Here is an 18706-nt window from a genome sequence, read left to right on the forward strand (position 1 = left end):
ACGATACTAATCTATTCTCTTCTATTCTCTACCCGCAGTCATCAGAAGATACTATAGAACCTCGATCCGTCATAAAACGTAACGATCAGCGTTACCGCAGCCAGTGACAGCAGCAGCCCCATTGCGATATAATCGCTCCGGCTAAACGGCCTGCCTGTGTACCAGGTCCGCTTCCTGCCGCTGCCGAAGCCGCGCAGCTCCATAGCGGTGCTGATCTTCTCAATCCGCTCAATGCTTGAGAGAATTAGCGGCAGCAGGATGGACACGATATTCTTCAGGCGCTGTGACAGCTTCTCCTTGCGGGACAGATCGATCCCCCTGGCCTGTGCGGAGAACGAAATATTCTCGTAATCCCGCTGGATGTCGGGAATGTAGCGCAGTGCCAGTGATACCGAATACGCAATTTTATAGTTAACACCAATCCGGTTCAAGGATGCCGCGAACTCACTTGGATCTGTCGCCAGCAGGAACAGCAGCGCCATGGGAATGACTACAGCGTATTTCAGTGCAATGTTAAACTGGTAGAATAATTGCTCCGCCGTGACGGTGTAACGCCCGCCCAAATGGAACAGATCATGGCGTGTACCGTAAACCTGTGTTCCTTCCAAGGGAGAGAAGAGAAAGATCGCCAGATGGTTGAGCAGGAAAAAGATCAGAATAAAATACAGTACAAAAGCATAATCCGCAAACTTCACTTTTGAGATCCGGAAAACGGCTAGACTGACCAGCAGCATCACTATCAGGCATCTCGTATCATAAGTAATCATTGCCGACAGCGACCAGACGATAAAGCAGATCAGCTTGGCTGCTCCGCTCAGACGGTGCACCGGCGAATCCTGCCGGGTAAAGGTTAGCATCCGGGCTCTCATCCGCGGCGCACCCCCCTGTCAAAAGCAATAAAGGTACGCACCAGCTCCTCCGGCTTCCGCAGCCCTGCCTTCAGCGCCAGGGTATACAGCGACGTCTCCCGCAGATTGGCCTTTTCTACTATAGACCGGTCCGTCAAAATCCGCTCGGGACGGTCATCAGCCAGCTTCTTCCCGTCCGCCAGCACAACCGTCCGCTGCGCATACTCCAGCATCAGATGCATGTCGTGCGTAATCATAATTACGGTTATCCCCCGGCTGCCAAGGCCCTGCAGAAACTCCATCATCTCATTATAATGCCGGTAGTCCTGGCCGGCGGTAGGCTCATCCAGAATGATAATTTCCGGCTCCAGCACCAGAATGGAAGCGATTGTAACCCGCTTCTTCTGTCCGTAGCTCAATGCTGACACCGGCCATTCGCGGAATTCATGCAGGCCGCAGATTTTAAGTACATTATAGACCCGTTCCCGGATTCTTTCCTCCGGCACTCCCCTCAGCTTAAGACCGAAGGCCACCTCATCGTACAGCAGCGTCTTTGAGATCATGTGGTTTGGATTCTGCATCACAAACCCGATGCGCTCCGCCCGCTCCCGGATTGAATCCCGGCTGATATCCCGGCCGTTCAGCCGGATGCTGCCTGACGCCGGCTTATAGAAGCCGCAGATCAGCTTGGAAACCGTTGATTTCCCTGCCCCGTTCCTGCCGGCGATGGCGAGCATCTCGCCCCGGTTAACAGTCAGCGACAGCCGGTGCAGAACCTCTGCCTTCTCATCATAGCCGAAGGAAATCTCCTTAAGCTCAAGCAGCGGTTCGGCTGCAGCGCTCTCCGGCTGCTTCCCGCGCCCGTCCATCCAGCGCTGGAGCGGCCCGGCCGCCCCCTCCATCTGCAGAAGCTCCAGATGCTCAGGCCTCATCTCAGGCGTAACGGTTACTCCGGAATACCGGAGCGCCGTCAGATACAGCGGCTCGCGCAGACCTGCTTCGCCCAGCAGGCGTGAGCTTAACAGCTCGGCAGGCGGCAGATCGGCAACAATGGCCCCGTCGTTCATGACGATAATCCGGTCAACTGCCCGGTGCAGCACTTCCTCCAGCCGGTGTTCGATAATAATGACGGTTTTGCCGGTTTCCTGCTGCAGCCGGTGTATCAGTTCAATGGTCTTGGTGCCGGTATACGGGTCCAGGCTGGCAAGAGGCTCATCAAACAGCAAAATATCCACATTACCTGCCAGCACTCCGGCCAGCATCGTCTTCTGCTTCTGCCCGCCGGAGAGCTCCTGCGGCGACGCCAGCAGCAGCTCTCCAATGCCTACAGCATCCGCTGCAGCTGTCACCCGTTCATTCATTTCTGCCGGAGATACCGCTCCGTTCTCCAGCACAAAAGCGATATCCTCCCCTACAGTCAGCCCGACAAATTGCCCGTCCGGGTCCTGCAGTACTGTGCCTACTGCTTGTGACATCGCAGCAATACTCCGCTCTCCGGGTGCTTGCCCAGCAATACGCAGGCTACCCTCCGACTCCCCGGGATAATAGAAGGGGATCAGCCCGTTGATGCAGTGGGCCAGCGTGCTCTTCCCGCAGCCGGAAGGCCCGACGATAAGTACCTTCTCCCCCTCCCTGATGCTCAGATTAATGCCGCGCAGCGTAGGCTCCTGCTGGGTACGGTAAGTGAAGCTGAAATCTGTAAACTCAATAACGGTATTATTCATATCTGTAATCTTCCTCTTCAGCTGATTCATGTATGCCTGCTTCTGTCTTCTCTTATTTCAACAGAAAAGCCGGTGATTGTCACCGGCTTTTCTGTCAGCTCTTCAATTAGCTCAGCTTGCGCAGGCTTCCCTGCTTGGTCCGCGTCTTGGCATAGGCCACTGCGAGCAGTGTACCGATAACCGCTACCGTAACGATATTTGCCGCTCCCGCAGCCAGTCCTTGCGTATATACCTTATTTGCCGGCTCAGCATAGATCAGAATATCCAGCGTCGGCGCAACTGCGAACCAGGCAATAGCATTGGCAACAATCTGGGCCAGATTGAAGCGGATGATTTCTCTTTTACCGAATACACCGTCCTGAATGGAAATACCGGCAACCAGCAGGCCGATAATCAGTCCAACCAGCCCCGAAGAGATGACCCAGCTGAACCAGGGCGAGCCGTAGAAAATAAAATCCTTCAGCGTGTGCCCGATCAGTCCGATCAACAGCCCCGCTACAGGTCCATATAGGAGCGAGAACACTGCAAGCAGCGCGTAGGTAGTCTCAATGTTCGTATTCGGAATACCGGTAGGAATCGAGCCAAATCTTCCCAAAATCACGAACAAGGCTGAACCAATCCCGACCGCTACAATGGATCTGATAGATAATAATTCTTTTTTCGCCATTTGCTTCATCTCCCTGAATTGGATTTGTATCATTTGTTATGTATTTTTTAGAATTATACATCGGATTACTTGGTTTTACTATGGCTTTAAGCAAAAAAAATCTGCAAAGCGCTGTAACAGCAGCTCTGCAGATTTGCGTGAGGGTTTATTTTACAGTGACCGATACTGTTATGGTCTTGTTATTCCATTTTCCTTTGATGGACGTTGTTCCTTTGCCCACCGCTGTAATCATACCGGAAGCATTCACCTTCGCTACAGAAGGCTTCGAGCTGGTCCAGACTACGCTGCCGGTAACAATAGCTGTTCTTCCGGTATCATAAAGCGCTGTTGCAACAACGCTCTGTGAAGCGCCGGCGGCAAGCGTCAGCTTCGTTTCATTCACAGTCAGCTTAGTCAGCTTAGGTACCACATTAACCTTTACAGTAGCAGCAATGCCCTGATAGGAGCCGGTCATAGTTGCCGTACCTTCAGCCACGGCCTTGACGGTTGTTCCCTTCACAGTTGCCACCGCCGGATTTGAGGACTCCCAGTTCATTGCACCGGAGAAGTTCGCCGACTTGCCGTTTGCAAAATATCCGGTTACTTTGATCGCCTTGGAGGCTTTGAGGTTCAGGTCCACTGTGGCAGGCTCAACGACCAGCTTCACAACCTTCTGCTCAATGGTCACCGGAATGCTGATTGTTTTGTTGGAATACGTTCCTTTAAGTGTAGCCGAGCCTTTGGTCAGGCCTTTAATGACCTTGCCGTTTGCAGTCTGCCTGATGACCGCATTGGTTCCGCTAACCTCCCAGGTAATCGTGCTTGTAACATCAACCTCGTCACCGTTCTCAAGCACAGCATTTACTGAAGGAAGCGGCTGCTCTTCACCGATTACGAGACCCAGCGCATCCTCAGGCCCGATCAGCACCAGCACTTTATTTTGTACAGTAACCTTTACTTCAACACTTTTACCGCGGATCGGGGAAACCGTCCCGGAGGAGACATTACCCTCCTTAATCTTACCTGTAAGAGTAACGGTACCCGCTTTGACAGCGGCAAGCTTGCCATCCTTGATCTCTGCTACCTCTTCATTGGCTGAGGTCCATTCGATTTCCTGGCTAATCTCAAGCTTCGTGCCGTCCAGCTTCGTTCCGCTGACCTTCGGCAGGCTGACGCTGTCCGCTGTATAGATTTCCAGTTCGGACTTATCGAGACTCAGCTCCGTAAGGGTTGGCAGTACGGTCACCTTCAGGGTCTTGCTGACACCGAGGTTCTCCGCCTTAATAACCGCCGAGCCCACCGCTTTACCGGTAACTGTAGCAGCCGAAGCATCCTTCGTTACGGTTGCCGCCAGCAGGTTATCAGACGTCCAGGTTGCACCTGCAGACTGGTTTTGCGTGGAATTCACAGCATTTCGCATTTCTGCTTTTATTTGCAGGCTCTCCCCCATGAAAAGCGTCTGATCCTCGGAAGGAGTCAGCAGAATCGCTTCATAAGGTGCACGCACATACACATCCACAGATTTGGATACACCAAGGTATTTCGCTGTAATTACAGCCTTACCTGTTCCCACTACCGTGATTGTACCGGCATCTACTGTTGCAACACTTTCGCTGGAGCTGGTCCATTCCGCCAGGTCGGCAATATCCTTTTCAGGACTATTTTCAGTCGCCTTGGTTGCAGCAGTCAATTCTACCGGGCTGTCGCCGACCAGCAGCTCAAGCTCCTTGACAACCACCTTATTTTCTTTCAAGACAATTGCCGAATAAGGCAGCTCTACCTTAGCTTTAAAAGTAGCGGTCAAGCCCTTGTACTTGGCGGTAACCGTCGCTGTTCCTTCACCAACCAGAGTAATCTGGCCGTCATCAACGGTCAGAACACCTGTATTGGAGCTGCTCCAGTCTGCATCCTGCGAGACATCTTTAACCGTTGTAGCGGATTGTCCGCCTGTTGCTTTGGCTTTGACGAGCAGTGTTTCTTCACTGTCACCTAATTTATAGTTCCCGTCGGAGCTGCGCTCCAGAGTGAGATCTTTGAAAGGATGGGTAACGGACACCTCAAGGGTGGCTACCGCATTAAGATACGTAGCAGTAATCATTGCCGTACCTGTATCTACCGGTGTCAACAGCCCGTTAACTACCTTGACTGCATTTGTATTTGAGGATACCCAGGTTGAAGCTGCGGTCACATCCTTTTTGGAGGAAGACCCTTCAATGTTGGCATACACTTTAAGCTGTTTCGGGGTTTGTCCAACCGTAAGTTCCACTTTGGCCGAGCTGTCAAAATCAATTGAGTTGGTATCGCCTGCAGCCGCAAAGACGTTTACCGGAAAAGCTGCGGCAGTCAGCAATATCATAATGAGGAGCATCTTTGTCATTTTCCTGTACACAGTCATCTGTTCTCTCCTTAGGCAGTAAGATTATCGGTGGTCATTACCACACTCTTCCACTATATCGACAATTACGCCTGAAGTGTTTACCCTAATTTCAGTTAATTTTCAGAATGGAGGTAATTCAGGACTTTATAACTAGATAGCTTATGCGGTAAAAAAATGTTCCAGCATCGACATCGCCTTTTGTAAAATAGGCACATTATTTGCGTACAGCCTGCTCTTTCCCCGCTCCCAGGCAGCATCTGCATCATGCCATTCCACCGCATTGATCTCTTCAGCTTGGGCTTTGGTGGTCCCGCCTACCGCCTCTACCAGAAAGTAATGCACCTCTTTATCCACTGTTCCATAGGTGCGGTGCTCATACGTATATTTGATAATATCAATCGGGGCTCTGATTATGCCGACAGCGCCGGTCTCCTCGCGGATCTCCCGCAGAGCTGTGTCCTCTACCGTCTCGCCGTCCTCCATCTTCCCCTTTGGCAGCGCCACCTTGCCGTAACGGTCCACGATCAGCTGTATCTCCAGACCCTCTCTGCCCCGCCGGTACACCACGCCGCCCGCCGAAATTTGCTTATGCGCCATGTTCATAGCTCCTTAACATTGTAATCGCCTACTATCCTATGAGATGTTCCTGTGAAAGCGCTCCGGGGCCAATCCGCCCTTATCACTTCTTACCCTTTTTTCGGAATTCGGGCGCAGGCTCTCTGTTAAATCCGCCCTCACCGTTGTTCCTTGGCATCCCGTCCCAAACAGCAACAAGGACTTCACCTCCGGCGGGAAATGAAATCCTTGCTTGATAGGATACGTTATGTTAGCAGACGATATATGCGGAATAATTATAGTCTGTACAACAGAATGCATAGTACACGGGTTTAAAATCAAGCACAAAATACAGTAGAATCCAATATCCGGCCCGATTGAACAATATCTATTACACATTGATGATCCTGTCAGCCCGGTCAGTCTAGTTCGCAGTCTGGTGCAGCGCAGTCCGGCTGATGCTAACCAGCTCGCCCTTGCATTCGTTAATGCCCGCTTCAGTAATCTTTACCTGGCAGAGCTCACCCTGCAGCGAATCATCGCCGCCGAAGAACACCTGCAGGTAGTTGTCGCTGAAGCCGTGCTGGATGCTGCGTCCCGGCGCATCCTTGGCTGAGCGTTCGGCGATGACCGATACCGTCTTGCCGACGAACTTGCGGGCGTAGTCCAGCTGCATCTCCTCGGAGAGATCAATCAGCTGCTGTACGCGGACGTTCTTGATCTCCTCGTCGATCTGGTTAAGCATCCGCGCAGCTGGAGTACCAGTCCGCTTGGAGTAAGGGAATACATGCATTTCGGAGTAATTCACAGCCTTCATGAAGTCATATCCGGCGCGGAACATTTCGTCCGTCTCGCCCGGGAAGCCGACGATAACGTCCGTAGTGATGCCTACGTCCGGCATCGCCTGGCGGATCAGCTGCATTTTGGCATAATACTCTTCCGTAGTGTATTTACGGCGCATCGTCTTGAGCACCTCATTATGGCCGGCCTGCAGCGGAATATGCAGATGACGGCACATTTTGGTGCTGCGGTTCAGCACCTCCAGCAGCTTCTCATCGATCTGGCTGGCTTCAATCGAGCTGATGCGTACGCGTTCCAGCCCATCCACCTTATCCAGCTCCCAGAGCAGGTCGGCCAGGCGGTAGTTGTCCAGATCATCGCCGTAGCCGCCGGTGTGAATACCGGTCAGTACGAACTCCTTGTAGCCAGCCTCAACCAGCTGATGCGCCTGAGCGACAATCGATTTCGGATCACGGCTGCGTGACAGCCCGCGCGACCACGGAATGATGCAGAAGGTGCAGAAGTTGTTGCAGCCGTCCTGAATTTTCATGAACGCACGTGTCCGGTCAGCAAAGCCCGGCACATCCAGCTCTTCAAATTCACGGGTCTTCATGATGTTGCGTACCGCATTTACCGGCTGGCGCGACTCCTGAATATTCTTAACGTGGGTCATGATATGCTCACGGTCCTGGTTGCCGATGACCAGATCGACGCCGGGAATATCCAGAATCTCACCCGGTGAAGTCTGCGCATAGCAGCCCGTTACAGCGACAATTGCTTCCGGGTTGCGGCGTACGGCGCGGCGGATCATCTGGCGGCTCTTTTTGTCACCTGTGTTCGTCACCGTACAGGTGTTAATCAGGTATACATCGGCATTCCCCTCGAAATCCACCTGCTCGTAGCCTTCATTTTTGAACAGCTGCCAGATGGCTTCAGTGTCATAGAAATTAACCTTACAACCTAAAGTATAAAATGCTACGGATGGCATTGCTTAAGCTCCCCCCATTTCTCCGGATTCATATAAAATACAGGCTGCAGCAACCATGCCGGCTGTCTCGCAGCGCAGGATACGGCGTCCTAGTCCTACAGATACTGCCCCGGCAGCTTCAGCCGCCTGGCATTCCTCCGGACTGAACCCGCCTTCAGGGCCGACCACGACCATCACTTTGCCCTGGGAATCCGGAGATAATCCGGCAACCCAAGGTGCTGCGGCGCTGCGCAGCTGCAAGCCTTCTTCTTTTTCATAGCAGAAGTAGACGGCATCATATCCGCTGAAGCTCTGAAGCAGCTGCTTCCAGCTAAGCGGAGACAGAACGTCCGGAACGATATTGCGGTGTGCCTGCTCGGCAGCCTCTTTACAAATCTTGCGCCAGCGTTCGAGCCGCTTGCCCTCCTTGCGTTCATCGTATTGTACGATCGTGCGCTCTGAGTGGAAGGGAGCAAAGGCTACGGCACCGATCTCGGTGCATTTCTGGATCACGGTCTCCAGCTTGTCGCCTTTGGGCAGGCTCTGTGCCACCGTGATCTGGATGCGCGGCTCATGGGTCATTTCCAGCGCCTCTACAATATTCACGACAATCTCGCCGATTTCAATGGAAGCAATCTCCGTCAGAGCTTCACGGGACACTCCGTCACTGACAATCAGCTTGTCTCCGGCCTTGCCGCGCATCACCTTGGCAATGTGGCGTGCGTCCTCGCCGCCGATGCTCACCTGCTCTGCGCCGAACTGCTCCGGGCTTACAAAATAACGCTGCATAGTTTAGCCTCATTCTATTAATATTCAGTAAAATGCTGTTACCCAAAAAAACATATTCCATCATACAACGTTTGCCCGGCTGTGACCAGCCCTGTTAAACTCCGGAGTACCCGAACAGACCGGTAAACATCCGGAAAAAGTCACTTCCCATTTGCGAGGCCCAGGCAAACAACGGTTCAATCGTATATCCGCGCAGTCCGGGAATAAAGATGATCAGCAGAAAGAGAAAAACAGTCCACTGCTCATACTGCTGCAGCTTGCCGCGTATCGGACGCGGTGCGATATCCTCCACGATCCGGTAACCGTCCAGCGGCGGCAGCGGAATCAGGTTAAACAGGAAAAGGAAAAAGTTAAACGGAATAAACATATTGAAGAAAATATATATCGCTTTCAGTAATTGATCATTGGTAATGGACTCCATAACACCTGTAGCAAAAAGAACTGCATAGATCAGCGCGCCCAAAATACCAAGCAAAAAGTTACTCAGCGGACCGGCAGCCGATACAACTACGCCCATCAGCCGCGGACGGCTGAAGTTATCCCGGTTCACCGGAACCGGACGCGCCCAGCCGAAGCCGGCAATAAGCAGCAGAATAATCCCGAACAGATCGAAATGCACCGCAGGGTTCAGCGTCATACGGCCCAGCAGCCTCGCGGTCGGATCGCCAAATTTGTTGGCAAAATAAGCGTGGGCAAATTCATGCACCGTAAATGCGATCACAATGGTAATCAGAAAAAACGGAAGCTGCTGCAGGGGATAAATTAGTATCTGATCCAGAAAATCCATCTCTACCTCTTTCCGGCTGTAATGGCCACCCAGTCTTCTTCACGGGTAATTTCAATAATCTCAAAACCGGAGGCCTCAAGCGCCTGTGACACCAGGCCTTCCTTATCCTTATAAATACCGGAGGTGATATAGATCCCGCCCGGCTGAAGCGCACGGTATACATCATCCGTGAACAGCACCAGAATTTCTGCCAGGATATTGGCGACGATAAGCTTCACAGGCAATGTAACGCCAAGGCTTGCATCCGCCGGTCCGGCCTTCTCTGCTGCTCCGGTATAGCCGGGTCTCGCCGCAGGCCACATATCCCCGGCAGCCGTATCAGCTGCACCTTCGCCTCCAAGCAGCGTAAGCAGATCGCTCTCTTTTACCGTTACCGAGGACTGCAGCCTGTTCAGCTCCACATTCTCCCGCGCACTTTCGACAGCAACCGGATCAAGATCAAGGGCCAGCACATTCCCCGCACCGAGCAGAACTGCGCCTACCGCAAGAATCCCTGAGCCGGTCCCTACGTCAATGACCTCCTCGCCGCCGCTGATATGCTTCTCCAGCGCACGCAGGCACAGCGCCGTAGTCGGATGCGTTCCTGTTCCGAAGGCCATGCCGGGATCAATTTCGATAATCTTTTCATCCGGGCCCGCTGGTGTATACTCCTCCCAGGTCGGCTTGATCGTCAGACGGTCCGACACACGAAGCGGCTTGAAGTAAGCCTTCCAGGCGTGCGCCCATTCCTCATCGTCTACCGTTTTCCAGGAGATCAGCGCTTTGCCGGGATCAATCCCGAATTCACGCAGCTCCTCAACCCGCGGTGCCACCTCATTAATAACGTCATCCATAGATACATTTTCAGCGTAATAGCCTTTGATTACAGCCTCGCCAGGAGGAATATCGTTCAGCGGCTCATCGTATAATTCACCGTACCGGGTATTTCTGACTTTATCAAGTGTTCCCGATTCCTCGATCGAAACACCGCCTGCTCCGGCCTCATACAGCAGATTGGAAATCATCTCCTGTGCCTCTTCTGTTGTATGTACCGTCAGTTCATGCCATAACATGTGTGTGGGTCCTCCTAAAATATGATCCAGTTATTCAACATTATTCAGTATACCATTTCTACCGCAGGAAGCGCCAAAACTGCGTAAGCAATACAAATGCACATTCTATTCTTTCCGGCAAAAGCAGTCCATAGTATGATCATTTACCATCCCGGAAGCCTGCATAAAAGCATAACAGATCGTAGAGCCGACGAACTTCATGCCCTTTTTTGTCAGCGCCTTACTCATAGCATCAGAGTGCGCCGTGGTTGCCGGCACCTCAGCCCGCGTCTTCCAGCCGTTAACAACCGGTTCTCCGCCAACAAAGCTCCACAGATAATCCGAAAAACTGCCCTCTTCGCGGCAAATCTCATGATAGACCTTAGCATTCTGCACAATAGCATTAACCTTAAGGCGGTTGCGGATGATTCCGGTGTCCTGCAGCAGCGCTTCTATTTTTGAATCGTCATAATGGATAATCCGGTGCGGGTCAAAACTGTCGAATACCTTGCGGCAGTGCTCCCGCTTCTTCAGCACCGTGTACCAGCTAAGCCCGGCCTGCATGCCTTCCAGCATCAGCAGCTCGAACAGCTTCTGGTCATCGTGCAGGGGACTGCCCCATTCGTTATCATGATAGTCAATATACAGCGGATCTTCATTGACCCAGGCACAGCGAGTTTTTTCCAATCGGTTTCTCCCCTTTTTGCCCCGACAGGCGATAGTTCGGCAATGCGTACTGGTCCAACGATAATGGATCGGGCTGAAAAAAGCTACCCTGCAGCTTTTAATTTATATGCGCAAAAAAGCCGCCCGTCCCTGCTGCCAGGGTAGCGAACGGCTTTAATTTGATTGTGTATATCTTTTCTTGGATGTCGGTATAAGATTAAGGCTGCAGCTGCACCCGGGTCTCCCGCTCGGGCTCATCTGTGGTGTAATAGAACATGTATATGGAGGCTTCTGTTCCTTTGAAATCCTTATACACATCAATCGCCTTGTTATTTCCGTCGGCCGCAAAGTTGATTGTAACCGGCCTGCCTATAATCCGGTCTTTGCCAAGATTAATGTGAGTCTGATTGACTCCGCCAAAGCGGGCATTCTCGCTCTCCGTTTCAACGTAGAGATCATTACCTTCCATGTAATACGTCCACTTCACTGGATAGCCGCCGGTGTCACGGATTATGGACTGCTTCTCAGCCGAAATATCTGTCAGCTGAAGTGGTGTCTTATCCTCAGAGTGAGTAGTAACCTTGTAGCTGCCGACGAAGGTAACCGGCGTTTCCGGTGTCACCTCAAGATCTGCAGGCCGCTCAAAGCGCATTGTCATGAGCTTGGGCTCATCCTTGGGTGACCTGTATTGACTTCCCTCCAGCGTCCTGCCGTCAACTTCAAGCGCATATTTATAATACGGAATTTGCGGATAGTCTCCGTTTACCCGGATGGAGACACGGATCTGCGTCGGCGTAATGATCATGTTCTCAATCGTATTCGCCGTATCACCCGGCTCCAGCGGCTGATTCAGATCGATTTTGACCGTACCGCTCTCCATCTGCTGCTTACTCAGCTTCAGGTCGAAGGACCACGGACCGGTAATATTCTGCGCAAGCTTGGTATATTGCAGTTTATAGGCGGTATCTCCGGCGGGAACGGCTGCCGTGTTGAACGTCTGCCTCATCGTGTACTCGCCGTTATCGCCCGGTGTGCCGAAGGTACCTCCAGGGAGTGAGCGAATCTCATTTCCGTTCCGGTAAGCAATAATCTGCGGAAACGTCCAGTCCTTTGCTTCCGGCTGATCAAAAATCACTGCAGAGGACAGCAGCAGCTTATCTTCACTCTGTACAAAGGGCTGAACCTCAAGTGTCTGCATTCCTTCTTGTCCGACCGGGAAGCGCTGAAGCGCCTGTGATCCGATGTCCAGCTGAATGTCCTGCTCCGCGTAAGTAAAGGACTGTACAGCAGTGGCTGTCAATGTAACGGCAGCCTCCGATTTTTGCGGCGTCCAGTCACTTTCGAAGTAACCATTATAACGGCTATTTACATCATCCCACTGCAGATAGGTATATTCCCCTTCACTGCTTTTTCCATGTTCATCTTTTAATGAGAGCTCCTGCAAATTCCAGAACTGCCCATCCGCTTCAGCTCCTGCCTCCAGACTATAGAGAATGACCGTCCGGTTATCATCCACAATTGCGGTGCGCAGTGTCATTGTCACTCCATCAATAGTGACTGACTGCCCAAGCTGCTGGCCCAGATTCTGCGAAAGCGCCGTTTGAATCCCTTCCTTACCGTGCAGCAGATTTCCCCAGTCATGCTGAATGGCAGCATATACCGGGGCGGCAGCGAGCAGCAAGCCGAGCGAAGCGGCAACCGTAACTTTGCGCCAGCTTCTCCTCCTGTACGAGCCTGCGGACTCAGCCGAGCTGATACCCTGAGGCATAGCATGATCCGCCTGCTCTATCCGGCTCCACATTCCCTCAAAATCCGGGTAGCTTATCATATCCTCATCACTTAACTGACGCTCGAGCATAACTTCCAGCTTCTTCATGGCGTACACCTCTCCATTCGTCATTTTTAAATCCTGCTTCAAGCAGAATTCCCCTCATCATTTTAATGCCCTTGTGCTGCCTAGATTTTGCCGTCCCTACTGGTATGGACAGGGCTTCCGCGATTTCAGCCAGACTGAAATCATGCATATACCTCAGTGTCAGCACCGCCCGGATCTTGGCTGGAAGCCTGGACATATAGCCCGCCCATTCCTGCGCCGTCTCCTTCTGTTCGACCAGCCTTTCTACCGGCTCTTCACTTTTCGCGCTGCCCCACAAATGCAGATTCTGCGCAATTTTCTGCCGCAGGCTTTGTGAACGTTTCAAGTGGTTAAGGCAGGTATTGACTGTAATTTTCATGATCCATGCCTTGAGATGCTCCACACACTGCCAATCGCTGCGGAAGAGGGTAATAAATATCTCCTGGCACAGGTCTTCAGCATCTGACGCATCCTGTACCATATAGTAGCAGGTACGGTATACCGTCTTGCTGTAGGCTTCGAATAATTCACGGTTGCTTTGCACCCTTAATCCTCCCTTCTTGAATAAGTCTGTCTAATAGACAATCCGTCCGCCTGAAAGGTTCATTTCTTGAGCATAAATAATCAGCGTCAGGCTGATCAAAAAAAGCGCGGCCCCTGCGGACCGCGCTTCTCTTTATCCATTATTCAGCCGGCCGCTTCCACCGGCCACAGGTATTTCCGCTCCAGTTCTTCAGCAGCTAAAGGCTTGCTGTAATAATACCCCTGAATATCCCGGCAGCCGCTGTCCACCAGAATATCCAGCTGCTCCTTCGTCTCAATGCCTTCGGCAATCACCTGCATTCTGAGATGCTCCGCCATAGTCAGGATAGTCGCCACAATGGCCCGGTCATGGCTGCTGTCCGTGATGCCGCTGATAAACGAACGGTCAATCTTCACCTTATGGATAGGATAAAGCTTCAGATAACCCAGCGAGCTGTAGCCGGTTCCGAAATCATCCAGACTGATCCGAACCCCGCTCTTTACCAGATCATTCAGAATGGCGCTCGCTCTTGAAGCATCCATCATCATGCTCTCGGTTATTTCCAGCTCAAGATACTCGGGAGCCAGCCCCGTTTCCCGGAGAATATCGCGAATATCCTCAAGAAGATTATATTGAAGAAACTGCTGCGACGATAAATTGACGGCTACCGGAATGAGCGGGCCACCCGCATCATGCCACTGCCGCATCTGCCGGCAGGCCTCCCGCAGGACAAAGTTCCCAAGCTCAACGATCCGCCCGGTCACTTCAGCTGCGGAAATGAACATGCCGGGTCCGAGCAGGCCTTTTACCGGATGATTCCAGCGCACAAGCGCCTCAACCCCGATAATCTGCTCATTATCCGCCGTACGGATCTGCGGCTGATAATGCACCGTAAACTCACCGCGCTCCAGCCCTTTACGAAGGTCCGATTCCAGCTCCAGCTGCTCCATAATTTGTCCGTTCAGATCGTCCGAGAAAAACTGGTAATCGTTTCTGCCGTTTTTTTTCACCTCATACATGGCTGTCCCCGCATTTTTGAGCAGTTCTTCCGCATTCTGGCCATGACTGGGATAAAAGGAAATGCCGATGCTCGCTGTAACGTAAATATCCCGCCCCTTGAGATGCATCGGCTGTTTGATTGCGGCCATCATCTGTTCGGTAATATCGGTCACATTCATTTTTTCCCGCGAGAAGCGGCAGAGTAGTGCGAACTCATCGCCCTCCAGCCTTGCCAGCGTCATCCGCTCATTGAGCACATTGTCCAGAATCCGGCTGCTCATCTCCTGCAGGAACAGATCGCCGTACAGATGACCAAGGGTATCATTAATCAGCTTGAAGCGGTCAAAATCCATAACAAGCACGGCAAAAGGCTGCTGCCCTTCCTGATGATCCTCAATCGTCTGTGTCACCAGCTGGTCGAACATCCGGCGGTTCGGAAGCCCGGTCAGCTCATCATGAAAGATAAGATACCGGGTCTGCTCCTTGGCCTGCTTTTCCTCCGTGATGTCCCGGGCGATGACATATATACCTGCGACCTGCCCGTCAACCATAACCGGAGATATATTGATACTGATGTCCACCTTCTGTCCGCTTCTGTGTGTTATCGCTGTCTCATAGCTGACCTGCTCACCGGCAAGGGACTGGATGAACATATCCCGGATCGGCTGCTGATCCTCTGCTGTAATAATATTCAGCATGGAGGTGAGGGGCCGCTCTTTAAATTCCTTGCTGCTGATTCCCGTAATTGCAGTAGCTGCAGGATTGGAGCCGATAATACGCAGATTGAGATCAATCGAGACAATAGCATCCTGGTTATTTTCGTAGAGTGATCTGTACCATTTTTCATTGATCAGCAGCTCTGTGTCTTTTCTTGAGAAGCGTCGTGAAATATAAACTCCGATAATAGACATACCCAGAGTAAACAGCGTGCCTCCGGCAATGACGTAGGCAAGCCATTTCTGGTCCAGCACCACCCCGGTGTTAAGCCACGACCGGTTCTCCGGCTCAAAGGTTGCCCCAAGCATGCCCGTATAGTGCATCCCGACAATAGCGAGGCCCATGACCAGGGCACTGAGGAGCTTTTTCCTCTGGCCTACTGCTTTACGGTTCATCATGATTTGTGAAGACAGCCCCAGCGCAACAACTGATGCTATCAGGGCAACGGCAAAGGACAGGATAACATAATCTGCCCGATAAGATATGCCGATCTGCATGGCGAACATGCCAATGTAATGCATACCGAATATACCGCAAGCAAGCAATAGCCCGCTCATCAATAGCGGAATCAGCCCCCGCCTGAAGTGGCTGATAACAATCAGGGCAACCAGCGAGGCAACAACTGCCACCAGAACGGACAGCAGAACCACCATCAGGTTATAAGCAACCGCTACAGGCAGCTTCAGAGCCAGCATGCCGACAAAATGCATAGACCAGATGCCCATTCCCATGATGACCGCGCCAAATACAATCCAAAATGCACGCCGCCGGCCTTTGGATATCCCCACTATGCCGGCTAACTCCAATACCGTGTAGGAGGCTGCAACAGCAATTAAATATGAAAAAAACACAAGCAGCTTGTCATGACTTCCATGCATATGCATGTGCTCCATGACCTCATCCCCCTTCAAACCATTCCAACCAGACTGGCAATATTCTAGAATTTATACAATTTAATATTATATCGGTTAATTTGACCGGAAACCTGATAACTTCCCTGTAAATTAGCAACAAATAGAAGCTGCTGTATCCTGCGGCAAGGGACAGCAGCTTTATATGAAAGCGCGGTAAGGCTGATTTATTACGCAGGGGATAGTTTTCCGTGAAAAAAGCAGCATGGTTTCCCCGCTCCGGAGGCTCCCACGCTGCCGTATCTTTGTACTCAGATAATATTCATAACTTCACGGGCCTGTGTATCGAGCTCGCTGGCCGAGGCTGCAATAGCTGTGAACTCCTGCAGGGCTACTTCAATCTGCTTCTGGCTCTCTTTTACACTTTCCTGAACATGCTCCAATCCGTCAGACATCCGGCTGATTTCATCGGTGATGGCCTTCACGCTCTCGCGCACCTCGCCTATGGAATCCTGCACCAGACCCGAAAGCTTCCGGACCTCCTTGGCGACTACATCGAAGCCCCGGCCGAATTCTCCGGCATGGGCTGCTTCAATTGCCGCATTAAGCGCCAGCAGATGTGTCTGCGAGGCAATGTCGCGGATCGTCTGCACGACACCTTGAATATCAACGGCTTTATTCTGCAGATTCAACAGGATATTGGTGTTTTCATCCGATACACCTGCGATATTGTTGATGCTGAGCAGCATTTCCCGGCTGCGTTCAATTCCCTGCTCCGCCCGCCGGTTCAGACCGTCTGCCATACCCTGCATCTGCTCAACCACGCTGTTCACATTGGTCTGCCGGTGAGTAATATTGGTCGCAACCTTGGTTACTCCAATAACATGCTGATTGGCATCGTCAAAAATAGGCATATATGTTGCTTCGAGCCACACTGTGTTCCCTTCAGAATCCATTCGTTCAATCTTATCCTGAAAGCTGGTACCGGAAAGCAGGTTCTGCCAGAAATGTTCATAGTCCGGACTGTCCACAAATTCGGGAAAGCACAGCTCACGGTGATACATCCCGTACATATCCTCAGATCTGTACTTCATCGAACCGGCAAACACTTCGTTAACATACGCCACTCTGCGATCCAGACCAAAGCGGATCAGGGCGAGATTTTTTTCCAGCGCTTTAACGACCAGCGCATCTGTAACTGCCTGGACTGATACATTCTCCATTATACTATCTCCCCGTGCGGCTCAAATTAAACTATACAGCTTTCTTAATTTCGTCAGGTATATTCCATATTAACAGCAAAATGGACATCATGGATTACAAGTTTGCTGAAACAGAGGTTGAATTGAAAATACACCTTACTTCTTAGGCCCGTAGTCTCCCAGCTTAAGTCCCCACACCGAATCTTTCACGTAAGCCGCCGCCTCCTGCAGGCCGGGAAGCCGCCGATCTTGCGGATAATGCTGCTCCAGATACATAACGAATACACGTCGCAGGCCGATTTCAGCATCGAGCTTGTTATATTCGTTCGGCTGCTTCTCCAGCTCCTCAATAGCCTGCTCCCATTTCTCCAATTCTTCAGGAACAGAGCGGCCTTCCGAGACGCTTTCCGCAAGCCCCCGAAGTTCACGGTATGCGCGTTTAACTTTGGACGAATAGATCTGCTTGTGATTCAAAAAGGTGAGCAGCCCCACCAGCAGCACCAGCCCTGCCCATAAAATAAAGGTGTTCATTACAATCCCTCCGGCTCCTGCATGTCCCTTTCATTATACACGCCGGAACAGCAAAAAACCCCACAATCTGCGGGGTTTTTTGCTCTTAGCCTGAAACGCCATTTGCTACATCTTTTTAATGATTTTATTCAGCTGCCGTTTGTCAGCCTCCTGCGAGCGTTCCAGCGCTTCCAGATCATCATGGTCAGCTTCCGCAGCCGCAAACTGGACATCCTCCAGCTTAGCTTCGTAAAGCATTTTCTGCTTGTCGGTTTTGGAGACAATATTGGAATTCTCTCTGTCCATAACAGATACCGCCCTTCTGGTACTTAAGTATTGGATTACTGCACGTTCAAATCATACCGCCGGCCTCTTCAATGATAGATAATGCCTGGTGGTAAGAATCCGCGTCTACAATCACAGTCAGCAGAATATTTCTGCCGGTCGGTCCTCCGTCTCCGCCATGACTCATTCCGCTTGCGCTGGTATGTGCAGCCGACAAAATACCCGAGTGAGCGCTTACTGCAGTCATAGAATCCATGCTGGCCAGATTGCCTGTTACCGGGTTAACGGCATTTTGCAGGCTGCCTCCGTCAAACCGGGTGAACCGGTCGATGGACATCTCAGTCACACGTAATGCCGCAAGCTTACGAGAGACCCCTTCAGCCTCTTCAGGAGCTTTAAAATAGGCGAGTATATTTTTTTCATACAAGGGAAATCCCTGCTTTCCTCCTGATATGCCAAGCTGGCTTTTTTATTTTGGATAAAAGCTTTCTGATTTATGCGTGATGTTTATGTTTAATCTTTAGCAGCAGGAAAAATATGTTTGCGACTGGTTGCACTTTTTTCCTACTAGCACTCTCGGATTTTTCTTCTTAT

17 protein-coding genes are annotated in these 18706 nt (G+C 51.5%); all 17 read right to left on the bottom strand.

The genetic code is table 11. The features are described from left to right. Window positions 1–41: 41 nt before the first annotated feature. On the bottom strand, window positions 42–869 hold the full coding sequence (locus R70331_RS22925; protein ID WP_042179463.1) for an energy-coupling factor transporter transmembrane component T family protein: 828 nt from the start codon (window positions 867–869) through the stop codon (window positions 42–44). Next, complete coding sequence (locus R70331_RS22930) at window positions 866–2572, bottom strand: ABC transporter ATP-binding protein (RefSeq protein ID WP_042183111.1); 1707 nt, start codon at window positions 2570–2572, stop codon at window positions 866–868. Before R70331_RS22930 ends, R70331_RS22925 begins: the two co-directional genes overlap by 4 nt. A 106-nt stretch (window positions 2573–2678) precedes the next feature. Next, a complete protein-coding gene (locus tag R70331_RS22935; protein WP_042179465.1) occupies window positions 2679–3239 on the bottom strand; it encodes an ECF-type riboflavin transporter substrate-binding protein in 561 nt (186 codons plus the stop codon). Between the two features lie 145 nt (window positions 3240–3384). Further along, window positions 3385–5613: an Ig-like domain-containing protein gene (locus tag R70331_RS22940; protein WP_042179468.1), complete on the bottom strand. Its 2229-nt coding sequence runs from the start codon at window positions 5611–5613 to the stop codon at window positions 3385–3387. Window positions 5614–5754: 141 nt separating this feature from the next. After that, the gene (locus R70331_RS22945) at window positions 5755–6192 is read right to left on the bottom strand and encodes an NUDIX hydrolase (protein ID WP_042179471.1); all 438 of its coding nucleotides are present in this window, start codon (window positions 6190–6192) and stop codon (window positions 5755–5757) included. A gap of 382 nt (window positions 6193–6574) precedes the next feature. Further along, a complete protein-coding gene (gene mtaB, locus R70331_RS22950) occupies window positions 6575–7918 on the bottom strand; it encodes a tRNA (N(6)-L-threonylcarbamoyladenosine(37)-C(2))-methylthiotransferase MtaB (protein WP_042179473.1) in 1344 nt (447 codons plus the stop codon). 3 nt (window positions 7919–7921) lie between these two features. Beyond that, a complete protein-coding gene (locus R70331_RS22955; protein ID WP_042179475.1) occupies window positions 7922–8686 on the bottom strand; it encodes an RsmE family RNA methyltransferase in 765 nt (254 codons plus the stop codon). A gap of 94 nt (window positions 8687–8780) precedes the next feature. Beyond that, window positions 8781–9473: a site-2 protease family protein gene (locus R70331_RS22960; RefSeq protein WP_042179478.1), complete on the bottom strand. Its 693-nt coding sequence runs from the start codon at window positions 9471–9473 to the stop codon at window positions 8781–8783. A 2-nt stretch (window positions 9474–9475) separates the two neighbouring features. Further along, window positions 9476–10525 (bottom strand): 50S ribosomal protein L11 methyltransferase, encoded by a 1050-nt coding sequence (prmA, locus tag R70331_RS22965; protein ID WP_042179480.1) that lies wholly within the window; start codon window positions 10523–10525, stop codon window positions 9476–9478. A gap of 105 nt (window positions 10526–10630) precedes the next feature. Then, a complete protein-coding gene (locus R70331_RS22970; RefSeq protein WP_042179483.1) occupies window positions 10631–11191 on the bottom strand; it encodes a DNA-3-methyladenine glycosylase I in 561 nt (186 codons plus the stop codon). Window positions 11192–11387: 196 nt separating this feature from the next. Beyond that, window positions 11388–13088, bottom strand: coding sequence for a DUF4179 domain-containing protein (locus R70331_RS22975; protein WP_231576345.1), 1701 nt, complete (start codon window positions 13086–13088; stop codon window positions 11388–11390). Beyond that, the gene (locus R70331_RS22980) at window positions 13006–13569 is read right to left on the bottom strand and encodes an RNA polymerase sigma factor (protein WP_042179488.1); all 564 of its coding nucleotides are present in this window, start codon (window positions 13567–13569) and stop codon (window positions 13006–13008) included. The genes R70331_RS22975 and R70331_RS22980 overlap by 83 nt, the downstream gene beginning before the upstream one ends. Before the next feature lie 143 nt (window positions 13570–13712). Further along, window positions 13713–16157 (bottom strand): EAL domain-containing protein, encoded by a 2445-nt coding sequence (locus R70331_RS22985; protein WP_042179491.1) that lies wholly within the window; start codon window positions 16155–16157, stop codon window positions 13713–13715. 269 nt (window positions 16158–16426) lie between these two features. Next, window positions 16427–17338, bottom strand: a complete 912-nt coding sequence (locus R70331_RS22990) for a methyl-accepting chemotaxis protein (RefSeq protein ID WP_042179494.1) — start codon at window positions 17336–17338, stop codon at window positions 16427–16429. Between the two features lie 135 nt (window positions 17339–17473). Further along, window positions 17474–17848, bottom strand: a complete 375-nt coding sequence (locus R70331_RS22995; RefSeq protein WP_042179496.1) for a hypothetical protein — start codon at window positions 17846–17848, stop codon at window positions 17474–17476. A gap of 105 nt (window positions 17849–17953) precedes the next feature. Beyond that, the gene (locus tag R70331_RS23000; RefSeq protein WP_042179499.1) at window positions 17954–18133 is read right to left on the bottom strand and encodes a YfhD family protein; all 180 of its coding nucleotides are present in this window, start codon (window positions 18131–18133) and stop codon (window positions 17954–17956) included. A gap of 46 nt (window positions 18134–18179) precedes the next feature. Continuing rightward, window positions 18180–18539, bottom strand: coding sequence for a hypothetical protein (locus tag R70331_RS23005; protein ID WP_042179501.1), 360 nt, complete (start codon window positions 18537–18539; stop codon window positions 18180–18182). Between the last annotated feature and the right edge of the window lie 167 nt (window positions 18540–18706).

Source organism: Paenibacillus sp. FSL R7-0331 (assembly GCF_000758645.1).
Taxonomy (GTDB): domain Bacteria; phylum Bacillota; class Bacilli; order Paenibacillales; family Paenibacillaceae; genus Paenibacillus_AQ; species Paenibacillus_AQ camerounensis.

Coding starts and splice junctions, on each gene's coding strand:
- R70331_RS22925 (WP_042179463.1), bottom strand. CDS start 869: ATGAGAGCCCGGATGCTAACCTTTACCCGGCAGGATTCGCCGGTGCAC.
- R70331_RS22930 (WP_042183111.1), bottom strand. CDS start 2,572: ATGAATAATACCGTTATTGAGTTTACAGATTTCAGCTTCACTTACCGT.
- R70331_RS22935 (WP_042179465.1), bottom strand. CDS start 3,239: ATGGCGAAAAAAGAATTATTATCTATCAGATCCATTGTAGCGGTCGGG.
- R70331_RS22940 (WP_042179468.1), bottom strand. CDS start 5,613: ATGACTGTGTACAGGAAAATGACAAAGATGCTCCTCATTATGATATTG.
- R70331_RS22945 (WP_042179471.1), bottom strand. CDS start 6,192: ATGGCGCATAAGCAAATTTCGGCGGGCGGCGTGGTGTACCGGCGGGGC.
- mtaB (WP_042179473.1), bottom strand. CDS start 7,918: ATGCCATCCGTAGCATTTTATACTTTAGGTTGTAAGGTTAATTTCTAT.
- R70331_RS22955 (WP_042179475.1), bottom strand. CDS start 8,686: ATGCAGCGTTATTTTGTAAGCCCGGAGCAGTTCGGCGCAGAGCAGGTG.
- R70331_RS22960 (WP_042179478.1), bottom strand. CDS start 9,473: ATGGATTTTCTGGATCAGATACTAATTTATCCCCTGCAGCAGCTTCCG.
- prmA (WP_042179480.1), bottom strand. CDS start 10,525: ATGTTATGGCATGAACTGACGGTACATACAACAGAAGAGGCACAGGAG.
- R70331_RS22985 (WP_042179491.1), bottom strand. CDS start 16,157: ATGGAGCACATGCATATGCATGGAAGTCATGACAAGCTGCTTGTGTTT.
- R70331_RS22990 (WP_042179494.1), bottom strand. CDS start 17,338: ATGGAGAATGTATCAGTCCAGGCAGTTACAGATGCGCTGGTCGTTAAA.
- R70331_RS22995 (WP_042179496.1), bottom strand. CDS start 17,848: ATGAACACCTTTATTTTATGGGCAGGGCTGGTGCTGCTGGTGGGGCTG.
- R70331_RS23000 (WP_042179499.1), bottom strand. CDS start 18,133: ATGGACAGAGAGAATTCCAATATTGTCTCCAAAACCGACAAGCAGAAA.